Origin of the sequence: Halodesulfovibrio spirochaetisodalis (assembly GCF_001672295.1) — a bacterium.
In the GTDB taxonomy this organism is placed as follows: domain Bacteria; phylum Desulfobacterota; class Desulfovibrionia; order Desulfovibrionales; family Desulfovibrionaceae; genus Halodesulfovibrio; species Halodesulfovibrio spirochaetisodalis.
This window is the reverse complement of record NZ_JXMS01000019.1, coordinates 26,588-44,571: the sequence shown is the minus strand read 5'-3', so window position 1 is coordinate 44,571 and position 17,984 is coordinate 26,588. Positions and strand designations below refer to the sequence as shown.

Sequence of the window (17,984 nt, the reverse complement as noted above, 5' to 3'; positions counted from 1 at the left end):
CCGGTAATGCTGCTTCTGACTATGAGTAAATATATTCTTGATATGAAAAAGACGTGCCAAAGTGATCTTTTTTGCACACCCGTTGCTATTCCTGCAAATTATTACACATTTTGTCATAAAAAAAGGTCTTCAGCTGTAACAGCTGAAGACCAATGTGCATCTTATTTCACTTTTGCACAAGTCGTTTTGTGCAACCTACTGCACAAGAAGACTCATTTCAATTAGCGAAGTGATGGAAGCAGATCTATCGCACGGAATGGAATCAAAAGTGTATCCTTCAAGATGGAGAAAATACCACCACCGATTTTACCGACTGTTTGCGGAAGTACACTCAGTCCATCCACAGTAACTTTTGGATTGTCCCAGCTACCAGTGATGGTCACAGGAACAGTTGGAATACGTGCGTAAGTTACATTAACCTTGTAATCTACTGTCCTGCTCGGCAGATTGATATTACCGCCGCCACGCATATCCACAAAGGAGGACGTAACAGCGAGATTATTACTGCTCATAATGCCCTGACGAATACTTCCGTCACTTACCGCAGAGGTAAACGTTGTTTTTTCAATCTCACCTTTTTTATTCTTACTGAAGCCGAAGAAACCGTCTTTGATGGCAACACCCCAAATACCGTTAAGGCTTGCCAGAATGTCATAGTTTGAGCTCAGGCTACCTGTCGCTTCTACATAACCGGTGGCAATTCCGCCAAGGTAATCTTCTCCTGCTGCACCTCTGGAAGCAAGAGCAAGGTTTACTCCATTGGCATTTGCCACAAGGCGGCTTTCAAGCTTGTTCTGTAGCACACCCACAAACTCACCGGAGAATGTGCCGCGATATAGCCCGGCTTCCAGCGGCCCTATCTGTATTCTACCGTTGCCAATATCTACCGGCGTAACGATGTTCTGCAATTCAATTGGTTCGAAACGCAAGTTTCCGACACGCAGACTGCCTTTCACATCAATTTCACGTAGCCAGCCAAGCTGCCACTGATTTTTGTTAAAAATCTTGGAACGGTAATCAACGTTATCCGGCGGGAAATAGCGCTTTAGCATAACATCACCCAGCGCAAAATCTGCTCGCACCGTAGGAACAGCGCCATTAAGGTTTACAAGGCCGGAACCTTGCACTTCCGTTTCATCAATGGTGCCGACTACATTATATAAGGCATACCGCCCCTTACGCAGATCAACATCACCGCGAAGACTCGCGTTCGTAAACGCCGTAGGGTCACGCGGCTGCCAGCGCAGCAGGTTCATTGTCTGCAACAGAGGACGCAAGTTCACGTTACCGCCGACAAACGAACCTTTAAACTCAGGGGATCCGATAAACTTTTTCACGTTGCCGTTGATATTTACCCGCTGGTTATCAAAAGCGACCATACCGTTACGTATGGAGAGTTCTTCTGTCTCCAGATTGTATGTGCTTTTACTTACCAGTCGTGCTGAGAGCGGAACAATCTGTCCGGCACGTTCCATTTTCCCATACCATGTCACATCAAGATCAATATCAGTGCCGCGCACAGGCAGCACCCGTTTTGCGCTCATGGTTATAGGACCTTTAATATGCGTAAGGTATGAGTCGTCAGTCTTCTTGGCTTCAAACAATACTGACAGATCCCAGTTGTACGGCAGGTCGTATCCCGCCTCATCCGGTTTCTTACTGAGACTCTTACCGCTCAAATCTATTTTCAGACGTTTAAAGAAGCTCTGTCTGGAAAAATTTTCACCTTTTGCATTCTTACTCTGAAGTGACTTCACATAACCGTCAGTAAATACAACATTAATCTTACCACCAAGACCTGCGGCAAGACCGTATACAGTTCGAGCTTTCGCGCGCACATCAATTTTACCGTTAGCAACACCTGCAATGACGGAATCACCAGTAAGAATACGGCTGATCTCCTGTGTCTGGACATTCTTTACAGTAGCCTCCAGACGCAAGTCGTCCGCAATGGTCAAAACAGAGTCCACGCTACCGCCATACGCTTTACCAATAGTGTACGAAGTCAGCGTATCTTCATTCGGTGCAGGCCAGCAGCGAAACGCAAGGTCACCGACCTTAAATCCATAGGCAGTAGCATTTTTGGCACCAATACGGATATCATACCCGACAGAAAGCTCTGCCAGAGATTCTTCCTTAGGTTTTGCAGGATCGTCCGGCTCGTAACGAAAGATAGGAGGTGCATCGCTGCTCGGTTTTGGCAACACCTTTGGTGGGTTCAGACCGATTTCTGGAAAAATCTTATTCACATCCACATTGTCGCCTTTGGCATCAATATAGATGACAGGTTTTGAAAAATCTTTCACTCCACCAACACCGGCGAGCTTCATACCCAAAACTGTTGCCCGCAAATTCTCTGACCATACACGATCTTTGGTCATCTCAATAGAAAGCGTACCGTCAATGCTGTCCAAAGCATGGTTCAGGCTTGTAGGTAAATTTTCTGTGAAGCCAAACCAATACGGCAAGCTCAAATCCTGAACTTCCGCATCACCGGTTAGCTTCCAATCAGCATTGCTGATGTCTGTTATTTTACCAGCAAACGTAAGACGCCCTTTTGCCACCGCAGCCTGCACTTCTTCCAGACGCAGCAGGCGGTTAGGCCAGTCGAGTGAACACTGTGCATTCAGTGCCGTTGAAACAGTGCGTCCTTCAAGTTCAATATCGCCCTGCCACTCTACCAAACCAAGGACATTCTCCGCTGTAAGCGTTGCTGTGTTAAGATCACTTTCACCCACCAGCTTCAAACGGCCTTTAGTAGGGATAACATTACTCTCAACCGCAGCTGAGAGATTAAACATTGTCTTCTCAGTAAACTCCATTTGCAGATTCAGGTCTGATAGCGCAAGATATTCTCTGCTGGCATCTTCACCGCGTTCAAAGACAATTTTGCCCCGCTGGATTTCTATGCCCTGAAGGTCAAATTCTCCGGCAAGGTCACCCATGGAAAACTGGATATCCACATTGGCCACATCCTCTTTACTCTCGCGTTCAAGCAGTTTATCTGAAAGAATAAGCTCAAGATCCTGCAAGTTAATGTGGTCAATAAGCAACTTTCCGCCAAAAAGCTCCGGTATATCTACACTGGATTGGATACCGCCAACTGTAACAAATTTTTTCTGTGTTTCCGGATCAATAATTTGCACATCAGAAGCTTCAAATGCTAAAGGAACAATGGACAGATCCAAGTCACCACCGATCTTCCATTCATATCCGGTAGCATCGCTCAATGTACGTTCAATAAGCTCCGGAAAGTTGGAGGACTGTATATACCATCCCGCATACGCAAAGATACCGCCGATACACACGGCAATAGAAAGGAGTAAATAAAGTACGATACGTGTTACTGGACGCACTGCAAACCTCTATACATAAATTTTGATTTAATGCTGTTCGAAAAGCCACTTTACTATACACAGACAATAAAGCAAATACGAGTTAGCAAGACGGCAAAAGATATACCCCTTACCATACAGGTTGGTTTGCATACAGTTAATAACCTATTTACATTCATTTTTTCACTGTAAAGCAGCTACAACTAAATTACGTAACAACTGCAACAAACCTGGTTTGGTATTGTTCTCTCAGTATGTTACGCAAGACGAACATGATGGAGTATTACGATGAAGACAGTTATTCTTGATGGCCAGACGCTTAATCCCGGCGATAATCCCTGGACCCCCATTGACAATATTCATCCAGTCACGCTTTACGAGAAAACGCTCGATGAAGACATTATAGAACGCAGTAAAGACGCTGAGATTCTCCTCACCAATAAAACGCCACTCACAAGAGAAACACTCGCACAACTGCCGAAGCTTAAATATATCGGCGTCCTCGCCACCGGATATGATGTAGTAGATATTGCAGCTGCTGCTGAACGCGGAATTCCTGTAACCAATACTCCCGGCTACGCAAACAATGCTGTGCCGGAACACGTCTTTGCACTTATCTTTGAGTGCTACCGACAGATTGCCTTGCATTCTCAACAAGTACGACAGGGAGAATGGGGTAAGAACGGGCAATTCTGCTTCTGGAATACCCCGCAACGTGAGCTGGGCGGTAAAACTCTCGGCATCATTGGATTCGGAAATACCGGCAACAATGTCGCCCGCATCGCAAACGGGTTCGGCATGAATATGCTTGCCTATGCACCGCGTCCTAAGCCAATGCCTGCATATGACAACTTTGCTTTTGCTGACCTAGATGAACTTCTTGCCAAGTCAGACATTATTACCCTGCACTGCCCGCTCACAGCAGAAACCAAACACATCATCAATGAAAAAACACTGGCACAAATGAAGCCGGATGCCATTATCATCAACACAGCCCGTGGCCCGTTACTGGACGAAGAAGCAGTTGCATCTGCCCTCACTTCCGGCAAACTCGGAGGACTGGCAGTAGATGTTGTGAGCGAGGAGCCGATAGCAAAAGACCACCCGTTTCTCTCCACTCCAAATACATTCATTACACCACATCTCGCATGGGCAACAATAGAAGCCCGCTCTGCACTCATGCAAATTGCTGCCGACAACATCACAGCGTTCCTGAACGGCACTCCGCAGAATGTCGTCAATAACTTGAAATAATGGGGACGGTTATCAGGTTTTCTTTCTTTGCCTTCGGCGACTCTCCGAGGGGCAAAGGGCGCTGCCCTTGCATCCCGCAAGGGGATTCCCCTTGACCCAAACAAACGCGAAGACATCTGACAAACATGAGGCTGGGAGCCGCGAACACACTACCTTTCCACAATGAAAGAAAAACTGTTCATTCTTCATCTACGCATCAGCGTAAACAATGGCATCCAGAGAAGCACGCAAAGAAACCGTAATTAACACATACCGTAAGCACTTGTCGTACTGTACAGCTGTCCTTCAGAAGAAGGACAGCTGTTTGTTCTAGAAAGATAGTTTTTACGCGGCTTCCAACGGCATAGCCAAAGACTGGTGCCGCGTATAATGGGGTTAAGGGGACGCGTCCCCTTACGGGGGTGCAGGGGGCAGAGCCCACCTGCCCGTCGGAGACAATACCTTGCCCCACCGGAAAGCCGTATAAAAAAGTAAGGCCTGATACACGATATGTATCAGGCCTTTTAGTGCGTGCTTAGCTAGAACACTGAGGATCTTCTTCGATCATCTTGTATGCGCAGAATTTGCCACACATGGCGCATTCACGCTTATCTTTATGTTCTTCTCTACGCTTTTCAACCATTTCAGGATCAAGAGCAAGTGTCTTCATACCTTCCCAGTCAAGAGCCTTACGTGCACGGGAAATACCCAGTTCACGCTCAACTGCTGCCGGTCTGCCCATGCTTGCTTCTGCAGCCTGTGCAGCAATGCGGGATGCCATTACGCCTGCATGAACATCTTCGATGCTCGGCAAGGTAAGGTGTTCCGCCGGAGTGAGGTAACAAAGGAAGTCAACACCAGCTTTAACAGCAATTGCACCGCCGATTGCACCGGCAATGTGGTCGTAGCCCGGGCTGCTGTCAATAACGAGCGGTCCGAGTACATACAATGGCGCACCGTTGGTAAGCTTTTTAATGCCGATGATCTGTGCTTCAACCTCATTCAAAGGCACATGTCCCGGTCCTTCGATCATGCACTGAACACCAGCTTCGAGGCCGCGTTTAGCCAGCTGGCCGAGTACCATAACCTCTTCCCACTGTGCAGCATCACCAGCATCGGTTCCTGCACCCGGACGAAGACCGTCACCAAGGGAAAGAGTTACGTTGTACTTGCGTGCAATCTCAAGAATACGATCGTATCCTGTGAGAAGCGGGTTTTCCTTGCCGTTTTTAAGCATCCAACGAGCAAGGATGGAGCCGCCGCGGGAAACAATGCCCATCACACGACTGCCATTTGTAGCAAACTCAGCACCGCGCATAGTCAAACCGCAATGAACGGTCATGTAGTCTACGCCCTGCTTTGCCTGCTTTTCAATTTCTTCAAACAATTCTTCCGGCTTAATGTCCGCAGGGTCGCGGTCATTGTCGAGGTACTGTTGTGCCACTGCGTACATTGGCACGGTACCCAAAGGAAGCTTTGTGGAAGAAATCATCTCAGTTCTGATTTTATCAAGATCACCACCGATGGATAAATCCATCACGGTATCTGCACCGGCGTTAATGGCAGTTTGCAGCTTAACCATTTCGCAGCGCACATCGTTTTTCAACGGAGATGTACCGATGTTGGCGTTAACTTTTACAGACGCAGGTTGACCGACCAGCGTCGGAAGTACATCAGGGTGTTCAGGGTTGCCGAGCAGTACCATTGTACCATTCTCGAGCCCCTGTTTGATAACTTCAGCGTCCAGTCGCTCTTTTTTAACTAACTCATCAATATGCGCTTCAAACAACCCGGCAAGAGCCGTGTTCTTGGTCAAAATAGACATTTGTCACTTCCTAATGGGTAGGTAGAAAGAGCTATGGAGCAAACAACAACGGGCAGTATTACAAACGAATGTCACATAATACGCAAGCGGCACAGGCATTTTTTTTAATAAAAAACACCTGTGCCGCTGAAAAACATTATATTACGAACTATTATTGTCCGGTCGCGATTCTAAAATCTTCGCGGTATTGTTTCATATTTTCAGATGATACGCGGTTAAAAAGGACAAGAACCTCAGCAACCCCCATGGAGCTGATATTTTCTTTTTTGTACTGCTCTGCCTTGGCAACATCATCTTGAGTGATGTGTCCCTTGTCCATAAGGTACTCTACAAAAGACATATACTTGTAGCGTTCCTTTTCCATGGACTGCTCATGCTCGGCCTGCCTGCTTTCGGCTAATGAACGTTCCAGCACCATGTAGTCTTTGGTGTACTCGGCAATCTGTTCATTCAATGCCCCGATCTCGGCCTCGTATGAATTCTTTTTCATTTCCATGGTATTATTGGCTGTCTCAAGAGTTGCAATTGTATCTCGCAACTCATTATATTTTTTGAGCAAGGTTAACATAACCAAAATAGCCGTTACACCGCACGCAAGACCAATAAAATACATAGACTCCATACTCATGGCTCCGTAAAAAAACTAATTCATCTATAAACCACATAACTCAACCGAGCCATGACTTGATACCGTTATTTCTGCATGATGACATGCGTAGATTATCTGCAATGTTATGATTGCTGCGTATATATGCCATACGTAACGCAGAGTAACGTTAAGATATATTCAGCACACATAAACAACAGATATAGACGGCATCCAGCCCTGAAGACACGGGGCACAGCTCGTTTTTCGGCCTATACATATATCGACCAGTTTCCTCCTATCTTAAGAGCACCATTTGCATTAGTTAACAAAAGTCTTCGTAAAAAGGCTCCTGCCCAACCCTGGTATGATAATTCCGAACTGGCATGCCGAACAACAAAGCGTAATCTCTAAAAGTAGTTACCTTAATCAACGGATACGCTCATCAACTGATATAAACGCAAAAGTACTTTTTGCCAGCCCGAACACTTTTATGTAAGAAACACCCACCAAAACAACTTTACACACAGACATACGTGGCTGTGTTTCTATAGAGAGATAGTATGGCTTCTTCAAAAATTCGCCCAAAACTTCTTGTTGCAGACAAAGACGGTAATATTTACGACCATCCAGACCTTCTTATGCTGTGCCGCCGTGGTAATGACCTTGCCCAGCCACGTCCTGATGAGCTTATGCCGCTGCCTGATGACAGTGACATTTTCATGCTGCCCGGTCGCCGTGCACTCGGTCTTGACCCTGAAGACGGTGAAGTTGAGCAAATGGAAGAATACGCAGTAGCAGCGTTTGTTGCTCCGGCACACACGCTTACCGCACATGCTGCTTACACAAGTGATGAAGATGCACCTACCCTGCCGCTGTTTGCTTACGGTGCTGTAGGATTTGCCAACGGCAAATTTTATGTTGCTGCAAAAAAAGTAGATCAGGACGTACGTCAGGTTTTCCGTGGATTCTCCGGTAAAAAAATTAAGCGTTTTGCCAACACTATTCTGGAAGACTACAAAGAAAACCGTCTTATGCAGCACATCATGAATAAATGTGTGCTGAAATACTCTTGCCCAGCGGCTAAAAACCTTGCCATAGGTCGATACGAGGCTCCACTTCCAACGTCCCGCACATGCAATGCACGCTGCATAGGATGTATCTCTTTTCAGGAAAACACCTCACAGATCTGTGCCTCTCCGCAGGACAGACTGGACTTTACTCCGACTGCTGAAGAAGTGTGCGGTGTAATGCGTCACCACGCTGCCAACGAGAAAGAAAAGCCGATTTTTTCATTCGGTCAGGGCTGTGAAGGTGAGCCCCTCACACAGGCTGACATGATTACGGAAGCAATTACCATGTTCCGCGCAGAAGGCGGTCGCGGTACCATTAATATGAATACAAACGCCTCCTTGCCGGACAAAGTGGCTAAACTTGCTGACGTAGGGTTGTCATCCATACGTGTAAGTCTTAACTCTGCACGTGAAGAAGTGTACAACCGCTACTATCGTCCAAACGGATACTGTTTTGCCGATGTAAAGCAATCCATTATGGAAGCGAAAGCACGCAACAAATGGGTTTCCCTTAACTTGCTCTACTTCCCGGGAATAACTGACTCCGAACCGGAATTTGAAGCACTGGTAAACCTTATTACCGAAACAAAGCTGGACTTCATCCAGCTGCGCAACCTGAACATTGACCCTGAAATGTATCTGGAGTTGCTCAGCGATATTGATTTCGGTGCAAGTATGGGCTTTACCTTCTTCAGAAAAAGGCTCAAAAAGGCGTGTCCTTGGATTGATTTCGGGTATTTTAACCCGTTTGTTGACGAAGAATAATATTCCTACAGCTCGTCAAGTCTGCATCCTAATAAGGGGGGCAGACTTTTTTTGTTTTGCCGGAGCAATACCATGACCACCTCCACTGAATCTTTGAACGAACATGCCTATAAGAACGCCCCTGCAAAGACCTTTGCAAGCATGTCTCTTCCTGTACTCTTATCCCTCATTGCAGAACCGCTTACCGGTCTTGTGGACACAGCGTTTGTCGCATCCTTAGGCACAGAACCTCTGGCGGCACTTGGCATCGGGACAATGGTACTCACATCTGCCTTCTGGATTTTCAATTTTCTCGGAATCGGCACTCAGACAGAAATAGCTCACTGCGTAGGCGCGCAAAACAAACAGGACACAGTAACCACCGCCAGCACAGCCTTGCTGCTTGCGTTAACAATCGGTGCACTGTCCACATTACTCCCACTTCTTTTTCTGCCGCAGATCGCAACTTTTATGGGTGCCTCCGGCTCAATGAAAAACCTCGCTGTGGATTACATGACATGCAGAATTGCCGGCGGCCCTGCTGTACTCTTCACTATGGCAGCATTCGGTATTTTCCGCGGCCTACAGGATATGCGTACCCCGCTTATTGTCACTACAGTTATCAACGCCCTTAACGTGCTGCTCGACTGGCTGCTTATTTTCGGCATAGGGCCGTTTCCAGCTCTCGGAGTAACAGGAGCTGCCCTTGCAACAACCATCAGTCAATACGTGGGCATGGCACTCACTTTCTATGCTATCCATAGAAAACTCGGGCTGAAACCCACCTTTGATCTTTCCCGCTGCAAGCGACTTCTTTCCATCGGGTGGGATATGACTGTCCGCACAGGGCTCGTCATCGCTTTTTTGCTTTACTGCACACGCACCGCCACTCAGGCAGGTGCCATTGAAGGTGCAGCACATCAGGGTATTCGTCAGTTCGTCATGTTTAACACCCTGCTGCTGGATACTTTTGCTATTACAGGCCAGAGCCTTACCGGCTACTTCAAAGGCAAAGATGATACCCCGATGATTAAGCAAGTTATCCGGCAGACATTCGGGTACAGTTTCGTTACAGGAGTTATTACCGGTGCGTTAATGATTGCCGGAGCAGATATTTTTGCCCATTACCTTATCCCGCCGGAAGCCTACACGGTCTTTTATGGTGCATGGACAGTTGTCGCCATATTCCAGCCGACAAACTCACTCTCATATGCCACAGACGGCATTCTCTGGGGGATTGGTGATTTTGCATTCACCAGAAATGCCATGTGCATCTCCTGCCTTATCGGTATCGGATTTATTGCACTCATAACAACATTCAAGCCGTCTCAACCCCTTATGTGGATATGGCTTGCAACCGGCGGCATGATGCTCGTTCGTTCCGCAATGGGTTGCTATCGCTGCTGGCAGCTAACCAAAGCATAAGATAGCGGGCAATGGAACCAGACTATACTTATTGTACGATATAATATGGTTATGGACATTCATTTCACAACACTGGAACAGTCCCCAACCCTACTTGTAAAAAGCACTACATATAACAAAGCCAAGCGTAAGCATACCGGACTGTATGCTTACGCTTGGCTTTTCTTACGTATAGCCGTGATCCTGCAAAAAATTCGGGCTGCCCTAAACAGGACAGCCCTTTATGAATAGCATCACTCAGAGTAGTTCTTCATGACGGTTACGCTTCAGAAACGCTCACAATTTTCTCCAATGCAGCCAACAGCTGAGGTCGTACCTCGCTGTAGCTACCGCTAATTTTATCCATAATCGCCGGATCACCCCACTGCGTAAAGGCAACACCGCCTACAGTTTCCTTCATCATAGAAGAAATTGAAGAAAGAAGTTCACCATTATGCGCTTTAAACTCAGGATCCATTGCACTCAGTTGTACGAGTGCCTGCATACTCGTTGCAGTGGTTCGTAACGGCCCGTTCCCCACAGACCAGCTGGAGTCAAACTCGGCGTTTGCTTTTACACCTTCAAGGGCACTCTTAGCGTTTGAAGTTAATTTGGTGAGTGAGGAATTCAAACAATCACGGATTGCTGACGTTTGATCCAGCTTCGCGGTATCTGCTGGTGCCACTGTTTTAGACGCTGCCTTTGCAGCGTGTTTCGAAGAGTTCAAAGAAATCTTTGGAAACGAAATTGTTGCAACACCTTTTGAGAGCATCTTTGAAAAAGTTTTAAAAGCTTTCTTTGCATCATGAACCAACACATTTTTAGTTGCATGCTTAGGGGCACCTTTTACAGGATGACCTCCTGCACCCTTCCCTGCCACAACATTCGCTGCTTCAGCAGCAAGCTGACCGGAAATACCTGTTGAAGAACCATCAAGTTTTGCAAAAACATCTTTAACATCGCTTGCCTGCAATGTTCTTCCTTTTCCGTCGTTTAATTCCTTACGCAAGTTGTCAAACACGTTATTTACTTTCTGCTCATCGTACCGACCGGAATCTTTTAATGCATTCTCAAAGGTAAAAGAAGTTATGAGCGACTTTTCATGAGTTCTTGTATTACCAACTGCATTTTTAAGTAATGAAAGTGCCTTGCTTGCTTTATTATTAGAAACAACAACTTTCTTTTCACCATCAGCGTTGTTTTTAATTTTCACATCACCTGTTAAATTTTCAATAGCTCTAAATGCACTAATTCCGACCATGATGAGTTCCCCTCTATATATTCAGTGTGTCTTTTTTTTAAGTTGCTACCTTGATAGAGCAATAACTACTCCAAACTACACGATTCGACGTTAAGATACCGGTAACATCCTCAATATCCGGATCATATTTTAAAAAAAGACACAGAGCACCTCGCAAAAAAGGAATATCCATACTGTAAAATTATCTGTCACCAGATCTTATCTGTGCAAACTTTTTTCTCATCAACCATGCTTGCAACAAGGCATACTTCACTCAGCTGCCGCCAAAATAAAAAGCTGTTCCCGTTAGGGAACAGCTTTCATAGTTAAAATGAAGCCAGCAACACTGCGCTTACAAGTCAACAGTTTCAGCTACTCGCTGCTCCTGAGTTATCTCTGCAAGACGCTTCACATGCCCGATATCAAGTCCTAACCCGTGGGCAACACGCTCGCCATATTCAGCATCTGCAAGGTAAAAGATAGCACACTGACGCATTTTAATCCGCAGAGGGACATCTGCCATGTGCCCAACAATATTTGCTATCAGACTGTCTCGATCTGAGTCTGTCATCACCTGTCTATACAGGTTTCCGGCCTGTACAAAATCATTATTAGGGTGTGCAAACTCATAACGGGATCCTGCACCATGTAGTGGAATATCAGGTTCTTCGTTTTTGCCTTCCGGCTGAATATTGCTAAAACTGTTCGGCCAGTAATTCGGGCGTCCACCACCATTATCATCCACACGCATTGCCCCGTCGCGCTGATGGTTCATCTGCATGGAATGCTTTGGCTGGTTTACGGGGATTAAATTATAGTTAGGGCCAAGGCGATGCAGGTGCGTATCATGATAGGAGAAAAGCCTGCCTTGAAGCATTTTATCCGGTGATACACCAATGCCCGGCACAAGGTTACTCGGATTAAATGCTGCCTGTTCCACCTCGGCAAAATAGTTCTCAGGGTTTCTATCCAGCACCAGCTTGCCGACTGTAATCGGCGGAACCTGACTGTGCGGCCATACTTTCGTAATATCAAAGATATCCCATTCAAACTCTTCTGCCTGCTCCGGTGTAAGAATCTGCATCTCCAGCGTCCAAGACGGATAATCACCGCGTTCAATAGCCCGGAATAGATCCCGAGTCGCATGGTCAGGGTCTTTTCCGCACATTTCTTTTGCCTGAGGGCCGGTAAAATTCTCAACACCCTGATCTGTCTTGAAATGATATTGAACCCAGAAATATTCATCCTTATCATTATACCATTTAAAGGTATGACTGGAGTAGCCGTTCATATGCCTGTAGGTGGCAGGTGTTCCTCTGTCTGAAAATAATATGGTAACTTGATGAATTGATTCCGGCGTAAGCGACCAGAAGTCCCATGCCATTGTAGGACTTTTCAGGTTCGTAGCAGGATCACGCTTCTGGGTATGAATAAAATCAGGAAACTTAAGTGGGTCACGGATAAAAAATACCGGCGTGTTGTTTCCTGCCAAATCGTAATTGCCTTCCTCAGTATAAAACTTGATGGCAAACCCGCGAGGGTCACGCTCTGCATCTGCACTGCCCTTTTCACCACCAACAGTAGAAAAACGTACAAAGACATCCGTCTTCTTACCCACCTGAGATAAAAAAGCTGCCTTCGTATATTTTGTTACATCCGCAGTCACTTCAAAATAGCCGTGCGCACCTGCGCCCTTTGCATGAACCACACGCTCAGGGATACGTTCTCGGTCAAAATGACTCAACTTTTCAAGCAAATGAACATCTTGCATCAAAACAGGGCCACGCTCTCCTGCGGTCAACGAGTTCTGATCATTCCCTACAGGACGCCCGAAGGTTGATTTCATGGTTTCTTTCTTGGACATGCAGTTTCTCCTCTCTATGGACTTATACGACATTCTCGCAGCCGTGTTCTATCAAGTGGATAGAGACAAAATACTACATCTGCATGCCCGCAACTTTGATAAATAACATCGCAGAGCCTGAAACAACTTTCTTACGCTAAGCTTTTTGGGGCATAAAAAAAGCCCCCGCGTTTGCGGGGGCTTTTACGTGCATGTTGTTATAACAACTTATCACTCGGAGACGGTGGAAGTGACTTCGGCTCAATAACGGTACCACCTTCAATGGCGTTTTCCGGATTGATGTCGATAGGCCCTTTGCCTTCCATTTTAGGGTCGGCAATGAGCATTCTACCGTCAGAGGTAATTGCTGTTTTCTGGTCAATAATTGCGATGCCCGTACGTTCAAGCACTTCACGTCTGAACGCGTATTCTTCTGCTACGCGTCGTGTACGGTACATGAAGTACATTTTACAGACATAACTGATAATCCATGCGGCCACGAGACCGACACTGATCCAGATGGCGAGTTCCGCCGCAACCTGACCAAGCTTAAGGATAAATCCAATAATAATATCCATATTATACAGGAGCATTCCAACAAACAAAAATCCGGCAAGAAGAATGGTTGTCGGCATTCCATTAATAAGATGGATCCAGCTACGCATTTTTTCAGGAATATGCTCGTTATCGATTTCCGCCATTACCGGATCACCGTTGATAAAACGGTTGAATCCCATTCCGATAATCTGGATGATGAACATAACTGCGATTGGAGCGAGCAATACAGCCACGAGGTACGCTTTCCAAGGGAAAAGGTACTCCATGTTCCCTTCAGGGGTTGGTTGCAGGTTAGTAACACCATGAAGGATCGCGACGACCGTCACCACACATTCAACAATGATGATACCGAGTGCAATGTATGTAAGAAGAGACTTTTTTTCTTTCTCGTTGAGAACGGCTCCCAAACTGCCAGCCGCGAAAGAATTAGTACTCTTTTTCTGGGTATCCTTTTCGGTTTCGCTCATTATCCTATCTTCCTCCTGCAGCAACAAGTGCTGATTTCTATACAGTCAAGGACTTGCTACAGGACTGAACTGTTTTTTTCAAGCATGTTGGAAAGAAAAAAATGCTGTATCTAGTTCAAAGCCCTGATTTTTATTAGTGAAGTGGGCGTTTAACCGTATCATAGAAAAGACCGTACAGGGTGCTCAGCAAGATACTCCTGCACATCGTTCGGCAACTGGTGCTCTTCTACCGGCTCAAACCGCCTTACACGCATTCCGTCTGCCAACTCTTTTTCCCCAAAAAATTCCGCTGCGGGCCTGGTAAACCATGCGTAATCACTTGCGTAGAGCGTTCGATAAATAACAACCACTTCATCCGAAGTGGTATCAAGCGCTTCTGCAACAGTCTGATAGAACTTTCCTTTAAAATGCTTGTAGAACATGTAACCTCTCTCAACTGGGCAAGTTCAAAATCATAAGGATCTTTTTTTGCTGTGTTTTCAGAACGGACTGTCACAATTTTGACAAGAAAAAAAGAAACACGGTCGATGCTACGGGCTTACCAACATCCCCCCTGTCACACCGAACCGTGCTAATAGAATACCCTTCCACTCTACTTCTTGTAAAGTCCGCAAATGAAACTAACCCGACCCGCATCTGGCGCGAACCACAACGGACACACGAAGCAATCTGCCTTCAACCCTCTCGCACATAAGCCAAAAAAGCCAACGAAAGCCGGACTTATTCCAGCAGTACAGCTAAAACAAGTCCGGCTTTTATCATCTCTACCATCCAGCAACTGCCGGTTACAGACTTTCTCCTGCTCCCAGCACTGCTAAACAGGTTATTCTGTAATAAACACGATCAAGTCTGTCGGGCCATGCACACCGAACTGCAAAATCAGCTCAATGTCCGCAGTCTTAGATGGCCCTGAAATAAGCAGTGCATTCGTCGGCATCTCCTTATTCCACTTCAACTTCTTGATTGCATCCTGAAATGAAGTGTAGATGCTGTCTGCTTCCACCACAACAACATGAAGCGGAGGTACAATGGACATGAGGCGGGGTTCTTCCTCTGTCGGCCACAGGATAACTGCGGCAGACTCTGCGATACCTCCGAGACATCCGGTAACAGCACCATCACAGTCAAAGAGTTCATCTTTAAACTCTTCAATGGACTCTTTCCATGTCACCAGCTTACAGGAGCTGTCTTTACCCCAATTGGCAGCAAGCGCTTTGCCGGTAGGAGTTGCCGGTGCGTGAAGCAAGTTTTTCTGACCACGCTCTTCCACAAGCTTCTGCAGTTCTCCGACCCACTCAGTACCTTTGGTACGGAATACTTCTGTACGCACTGCTGTCATGCGCTCGGTGAACTCTTCAATATTTTTTTCTTTCGACTGATTCTTAATATTCCACACTTTCTTCTGCGGAATGTACGCGTCTCGTCCATACTGCTGTGCGTTATACAACCGCTCCAAGATGCGTTCTCTGTTCTCGGCACTGTTACTCATGGCGCACCCCTTCTTTCTTTACCAAGTCTTTGAGGCTGTTTTTACCGAACTGCGGCTTACTGCGTACACTCATCCATGCTTTCAATGGACCCACTTTCGGAATCCATTTACCGAACAGGGCAAGACCTTTCAGCATCATCTTGTTCATAACCGGAGATGTCTGAGACCACTGCCAGCCGCGCCACACCATGCTTTCCACACAGCTGCGTTTGTAGCCGGAAAGAGCAACTTTGCTCGGGTCGGCATTACCATAACTTTCATCACGCATACGACGAATCAATTCTGGAATCGGAATGCGTACCGGGCACGCTTCGGCACAGGCATCACAGAGTGTTGATGCAGATGCGATGGCACCTTTAGGGTCAAGCCCTTCAATCTGTGGTACCAGAATTTCGCCAATCGGCCCCGGATAAGTAGAACCATATGCATGCCCACCAATTCTGGTAAACACAGGACAATGGTTCAAACAGGTTCCGCAACGGATGCATTTGAGAACATCACCCAACTGCGGGTCATTCATAATTTTAGAACGACCGTTATCCAGCAGAACAAGGTGCACTTGTTTCGGACCGTCACGCTCGCCCTTCTTACGCGGGCCGGAAATCATATTGAAATAAGTTGTAATGCGCTGTCCTGTGGCAGAACCGCACAGCAGTCTGTAGATCGCAGGAATATCTTCGACATTCTCAACCAGCTTTTCAATGCCCATGAGCGCAATGTGAAGCGGCGGTACAGTGGTACACATGCGGCCGTTACCTTCGTTCTCAACAAGACAGAGGGTACCTGTCTCCGCAATACCAAAGTTCACGCCGGAGATACCAGCATCGGCTGTTTTAAAATGCTCACGCAGTGTACTGCGGACATTAGCCAGCATAATATCTACATCTTCCGTGTACTCCATGCCTTCAATATGCTCGGCAAGCACTTCTGCAATCTGCTTTCTGTTTTTATGCACAGCAGGGACAATAATATGAGACGGAGGTTCACCGCAAAGCTGAATAATAAACTCACCAAAGTCAGTTTCCACAACTTCTTTGTCGTGCTCTTCAAGGTACGAGTTCAAATGAATTTCTTCTGATGCCATTGACTTACCCTTAACTACTTTCTCAGCAGAGTTCTCGTTAAGGATTTCAAGAATTATTTCATTGGCATCTTTAGCTGTCTCCGCCCAATGCACCACGATACCGTTCTTTGTGCACTGTGCTTCAAACTTTTCCAGCAGGTCAGGAAGGTTTGCCAGCACATCTTTTTTCATGCTGCTGCCTACATCACGCAGAAAATTGGTTTCCTCAGGTGATGCGAAAACAGTACTGCGCCGCTGGATGAGCGTATCCGTAGCGAAACGGAAGTTCGCCCGAAGCTGGCTGTCCGCCAGAGCCTCTGCCACGTTTTGCGCAAAATTGAACTTCTCGTTGCTAGCCATTGATTCGCTCCCAGATAAATTCTGCTATATGCTGACCCTTTACCGAAATGTTTTCTTTATCCATGTGCCCTGTAATATTCATCAAACAGCCAGCATCGCCACTTAATACTACTGACGCACCGGTTGCCACCACGTCGGCAACTTTGTCAGAAACCATCGCACCGGAAATTTCCGGCTGTTTAATGGAGAACGTACCGCCGAAGCCGCAGCATTCACGCTCACGTTCAAGTTCAATCAGTTCAACATTACTGAGTTGCGAAAGAAGTGCTTTGGAATCTTCAATACAGTTTGCTTCGCGCATAGCATGACATGAGGAATGCCATGTTGCTTTAATAGGTGCACCCTTATCTACGTATTGTGCATTGGCATACTGGTGCAAGAATGTGGTCAACTCGACCACTCTTTCGCTAAAACGCTTCACTATGAAAAGGTCAGGGGAGTCTTTAAAAAGCTTAGGGTAATGCACTTTCATCATACCCGCACAGGAACCGGAGGGTACAACAATAGGGTAATCGTGCTTTGAAAAAATCTCCACCTGCTTCCATGCAACTTCTCTGGCTTCGTCTGGAAATCCGGAGTTATATGCCGGCTGTCCGCAGCAACTTTGCTCCATCGGGAATATGACTTCATATCCTTCCCGTTCGATTAACCGAATTGCTGCCATTGCGGACTCTGCATACATCATATCCGCAAGACATGTTCCAAAGAAATAGACCGGTGTTTTATTCGCGCTGTCTTTCTTCATATTCCACCCTTTGTCCAGG

At 46.4% G+C, this 17,984-nt stretch carries 13 protein-coding genes; 3 read left to right on the top strand and 10 right to left on the bottom strand.

The window, feature by feature from the left end; genetic code table 11:
• Positions 1–221: 221 nt before the first annotated feature.
• Positions 222–3,356 carry an AsmA family protein gene (locus SP90_RS11060; protein WP_066855966.1) on the bottom strand — a complete coding sequence of 1,045 codons (3,135 nt, stop codon included), beginning with the start codon at positions 3,354–3,356 and terminating at the stop codon, positions 222–224.
• 267 nt (positions 3,357–3,623) lie between these two features.
• On the opposite strand from SP90_RS11060, the gene SP90_RS11055 reads away from it, so the two are divergent.
• Positions 3,624–4,589 carry a D-2-hydroxyacid dehydrogenase gene (locus SP90_RS11055; RefSeq protein WP_066855962.1) on the top strand — a complete coding sequence of 322 codons (966 nt, stop codon included), beginning with the start codon at positions 3,624–3,626 and terminating at the stop codon, positions 4,587–4,589.
• A gap of 514 nt (positions 4,590–5,103) precedes the next feature.
• On the opposite strand, the gene thiC is transcribed toward SP90_RS11055, so the two are convergent.
• Positions 5,104–6,393, bottom strand: coding sequence for a phosphomethylpyrimidine synthase ThiC (gene thiC / locus SP90_RS11050; protein WP_066855959.1), 1,290 nt, complete (start codon positions 6,391–6,393; stop codon positions 5,104–5,106).
• Positions 6,394–6,544: 151 nt separating this feature from the next.
• Positions 6,545–7,015, bottom strand: a complete 471-nt coding sequence (locus tag SP90_RS11045) for a hypothetical protein (protein WP_066855956.1) — start codon at positions 7,013–7,015, stop codon at positions 6,545–6,547.
• A gap of 527 nt (positions 7,016–7,542) precedes the next feature.
• On the opposite strand from SP90_RS11045, the gene SP90_RS11040 reads away from it, so the two are divergent.
• Positions 7,543–8,817: a radical SAM protein gene (locus SP90_RS11040; protein ID WP_066855953.1), complete on the top strand. Its 1,275-nt coding sequence runs from the start codon at positions 7,543–7,545 to the stop codon at positions 8,815–8,817.
• A gap of 72 nt (positions 8,818–8,889) precedes the next feature.
• Positions 8,890–10,221: an MATE family efflux transporter gene (locus SP90_RS11035; RefSeq protein ID WP_066855950.1), complete on the top strand. Its 1,332-nt coding sequence runs from the start codon at positions 8,890–8,892 to the stop codon at positions 10,219–10,221.
• 259 nt (positions 10,222–10,480) lie between these two features.
• On the opposite strand, the gene SP90_RS11025 is transcribed toward SP90_RS11035, so the two are convergent.
• The 7 genes from SP90_RS11025 to SP90_RS10995 form a co-directional block, all read right to left on the bottom strand.
• Positions 10,481–11,461, bottom strand: coding sequence for a hypothetical protein (locus tag SP90_RS11025; protein ID WP_066855944.1), 981 nt, complete (start codon positions 11,459–11,461; stop codon positions 10,481–10,483).
• A gap of 331 nt (positions 11,462–11,792) precedes the next feature.
• Positions 11,793–13,304, bottom strand: coding sequence for a catalase (locus SP90_RS11020; RefSeq protein ID WP_066855940.1), 1,512 nt, complete (start codon positions 13,302–13,304; stop codon positions 11,793–11,795).
• Between the two features lie 197 nt (positions 13,305–13,501).
• A complete protein-coding gene (locus tag SP90_RS11015; RefSeq protein WP_066855938.1) occupies positions 13,502–14,308 on the bottom strand; it encodes a hypothetical protein in 807 nt (268 codons plus the stop codon).
• A 158-nt stretch (positions 14,309–14,466) separates the two neighbouring features.
• Positions 14,467–14,730: a DUF1653 domain-containing protein gene (locus SP90_RS11010; RefSeq protein WP_066855935.1), complete on the bottom strand. Its 264-nt coding sequence runs from the start codon at positions 14,728–14,730 to the stop codon at positions 14,467–14,469.
• A 401-nt stretch (positions 14,731–15,131) separates the two neighbouring features.
• The gene (locus SP90_RS11005) at positions 15,132–15,797 is read right to left on the bottom strand and encodes a LutC/YkgG family protein (protein ID WP_066855932.1); all 666 of its coding nucleotides are present in this window, start codon (positions 15,795–15,797) and stop codon (positions 15,132–15,134) included.
• Positions 15,790–17,220 (bottom strand): LutB/LldF family L-lactate oxidation iron-sulfur protein, encoded by a 1,431-nt coding sequence (locus tag SP90_RS11000; protein ID WP_066855929.1) that lies wholly within the window; start codon positions 17,218–17,220, stop codon positions 15,790–15,792. The genes SP90_RS11005 and SP90_RS11000 overlap by 8 nt, the downstream gene beginning before the upstream one ends.
• A complete protein-coding gene (locus SP90_RS10995; RefSeq protein ID WP_066855926.1) occupies positions 17,213–17,965 on the bottom strand; it encodes a (Fe-S)-binding protein in 753 nt (250 codons plus the stop codon). Before SP90_RS10995 ends, SP90_RS11000 begins: the two co-directional genes overlap by 8 nt.
• Between the last annotated feature and the right edge of the window lie 19 nt (positions 17,966–17,984).

Bases quoted from the DNA above. Each gene is read 5' to 3' on its own strand.
- SP90_RS10995 (WP_066855926.1), bottom strand. From the start codon at position 17,965: ATGAAGAAAGACAGCGCGAATAAAACACCGGTCTATTTCTTTGGAACA.
- SP90_RS11005 (WP_066855932.1), bottom strand. From the start codon at position 15,797: ATGAGTAACAGTGCCGAGAACAGAGAACGCATCTTGGAGCGGTTGTAT.
- SP90_RS11045 (WP_066855956.1), bottom strand. From the start codon at position 7,015: ATGGAGTCTATGTATTTTATTGGTCTTGCGTGCGGTGTAACGGCTATT.
- SP90_RS11040 (WP_066855953.1), top strand. From the start codon at position 7,543: ATGGCTTCTTCAAAAATTCGCCCAAAACTTCTTGTTGCAGACAAAGAC.
- SP90_RS11020 (WP_066855940.1), bottom strand. From the start codon at position 13,304: ATGTCCAAGAAAGAAACCATGAAATCAACCTTCGGGCGTCCTGTAGGG.
- SP90_RS11015 (WP_066855938.1), bottom strand. From the start codon at position 14,308: ATGAGCGAAACCGAAAAGGATACCCAGAAAAAGAGTACTAATTCTTTC.
- SP90_RS11025 (WP_066855944.1), bottom strand. From the start codon at position 11,461: ATGGTCGGAATTAGTGCATTTAGAGCTATTGAAAATTTAACAGGTGAT.
- SP90_RS11035 (WP_066855950.1), top strand. From the start codon at position 8,890: ATGACCACCTCCACTGAATCTTTGAACGAACATGCCTATAAGAACGCC.
- SP90_RS11000 (WP_066855929.1), bottom strand. From the start codon at position 17,220: ATGGCTAGCAACGAGAAGTTCAATTTTGCGCAAAACGTGGCAGAGGCT.
- SP90_RS11055 (WP_066855962.1), top strand. From the start codon at position 3,624: ATGAAGACAGTTATTCTTGATGGCCAGACGCTTAATCCCGGCGATAAT.
- SP90_RS11010 (WP_066855935.1), bottom strand. From the start codon at position 14,730: ATGTTCTACAAGCATTTTAAAGGAAAGTTCTATCAGACTGTTGCAGAA.
- thiC (WP_066855959.1), bottom strand. From the start codon at position 6,393: ATGTCTATTTTGACCAAGAACACGGCTCTTGCCGGGTTGTTTGAAGCG.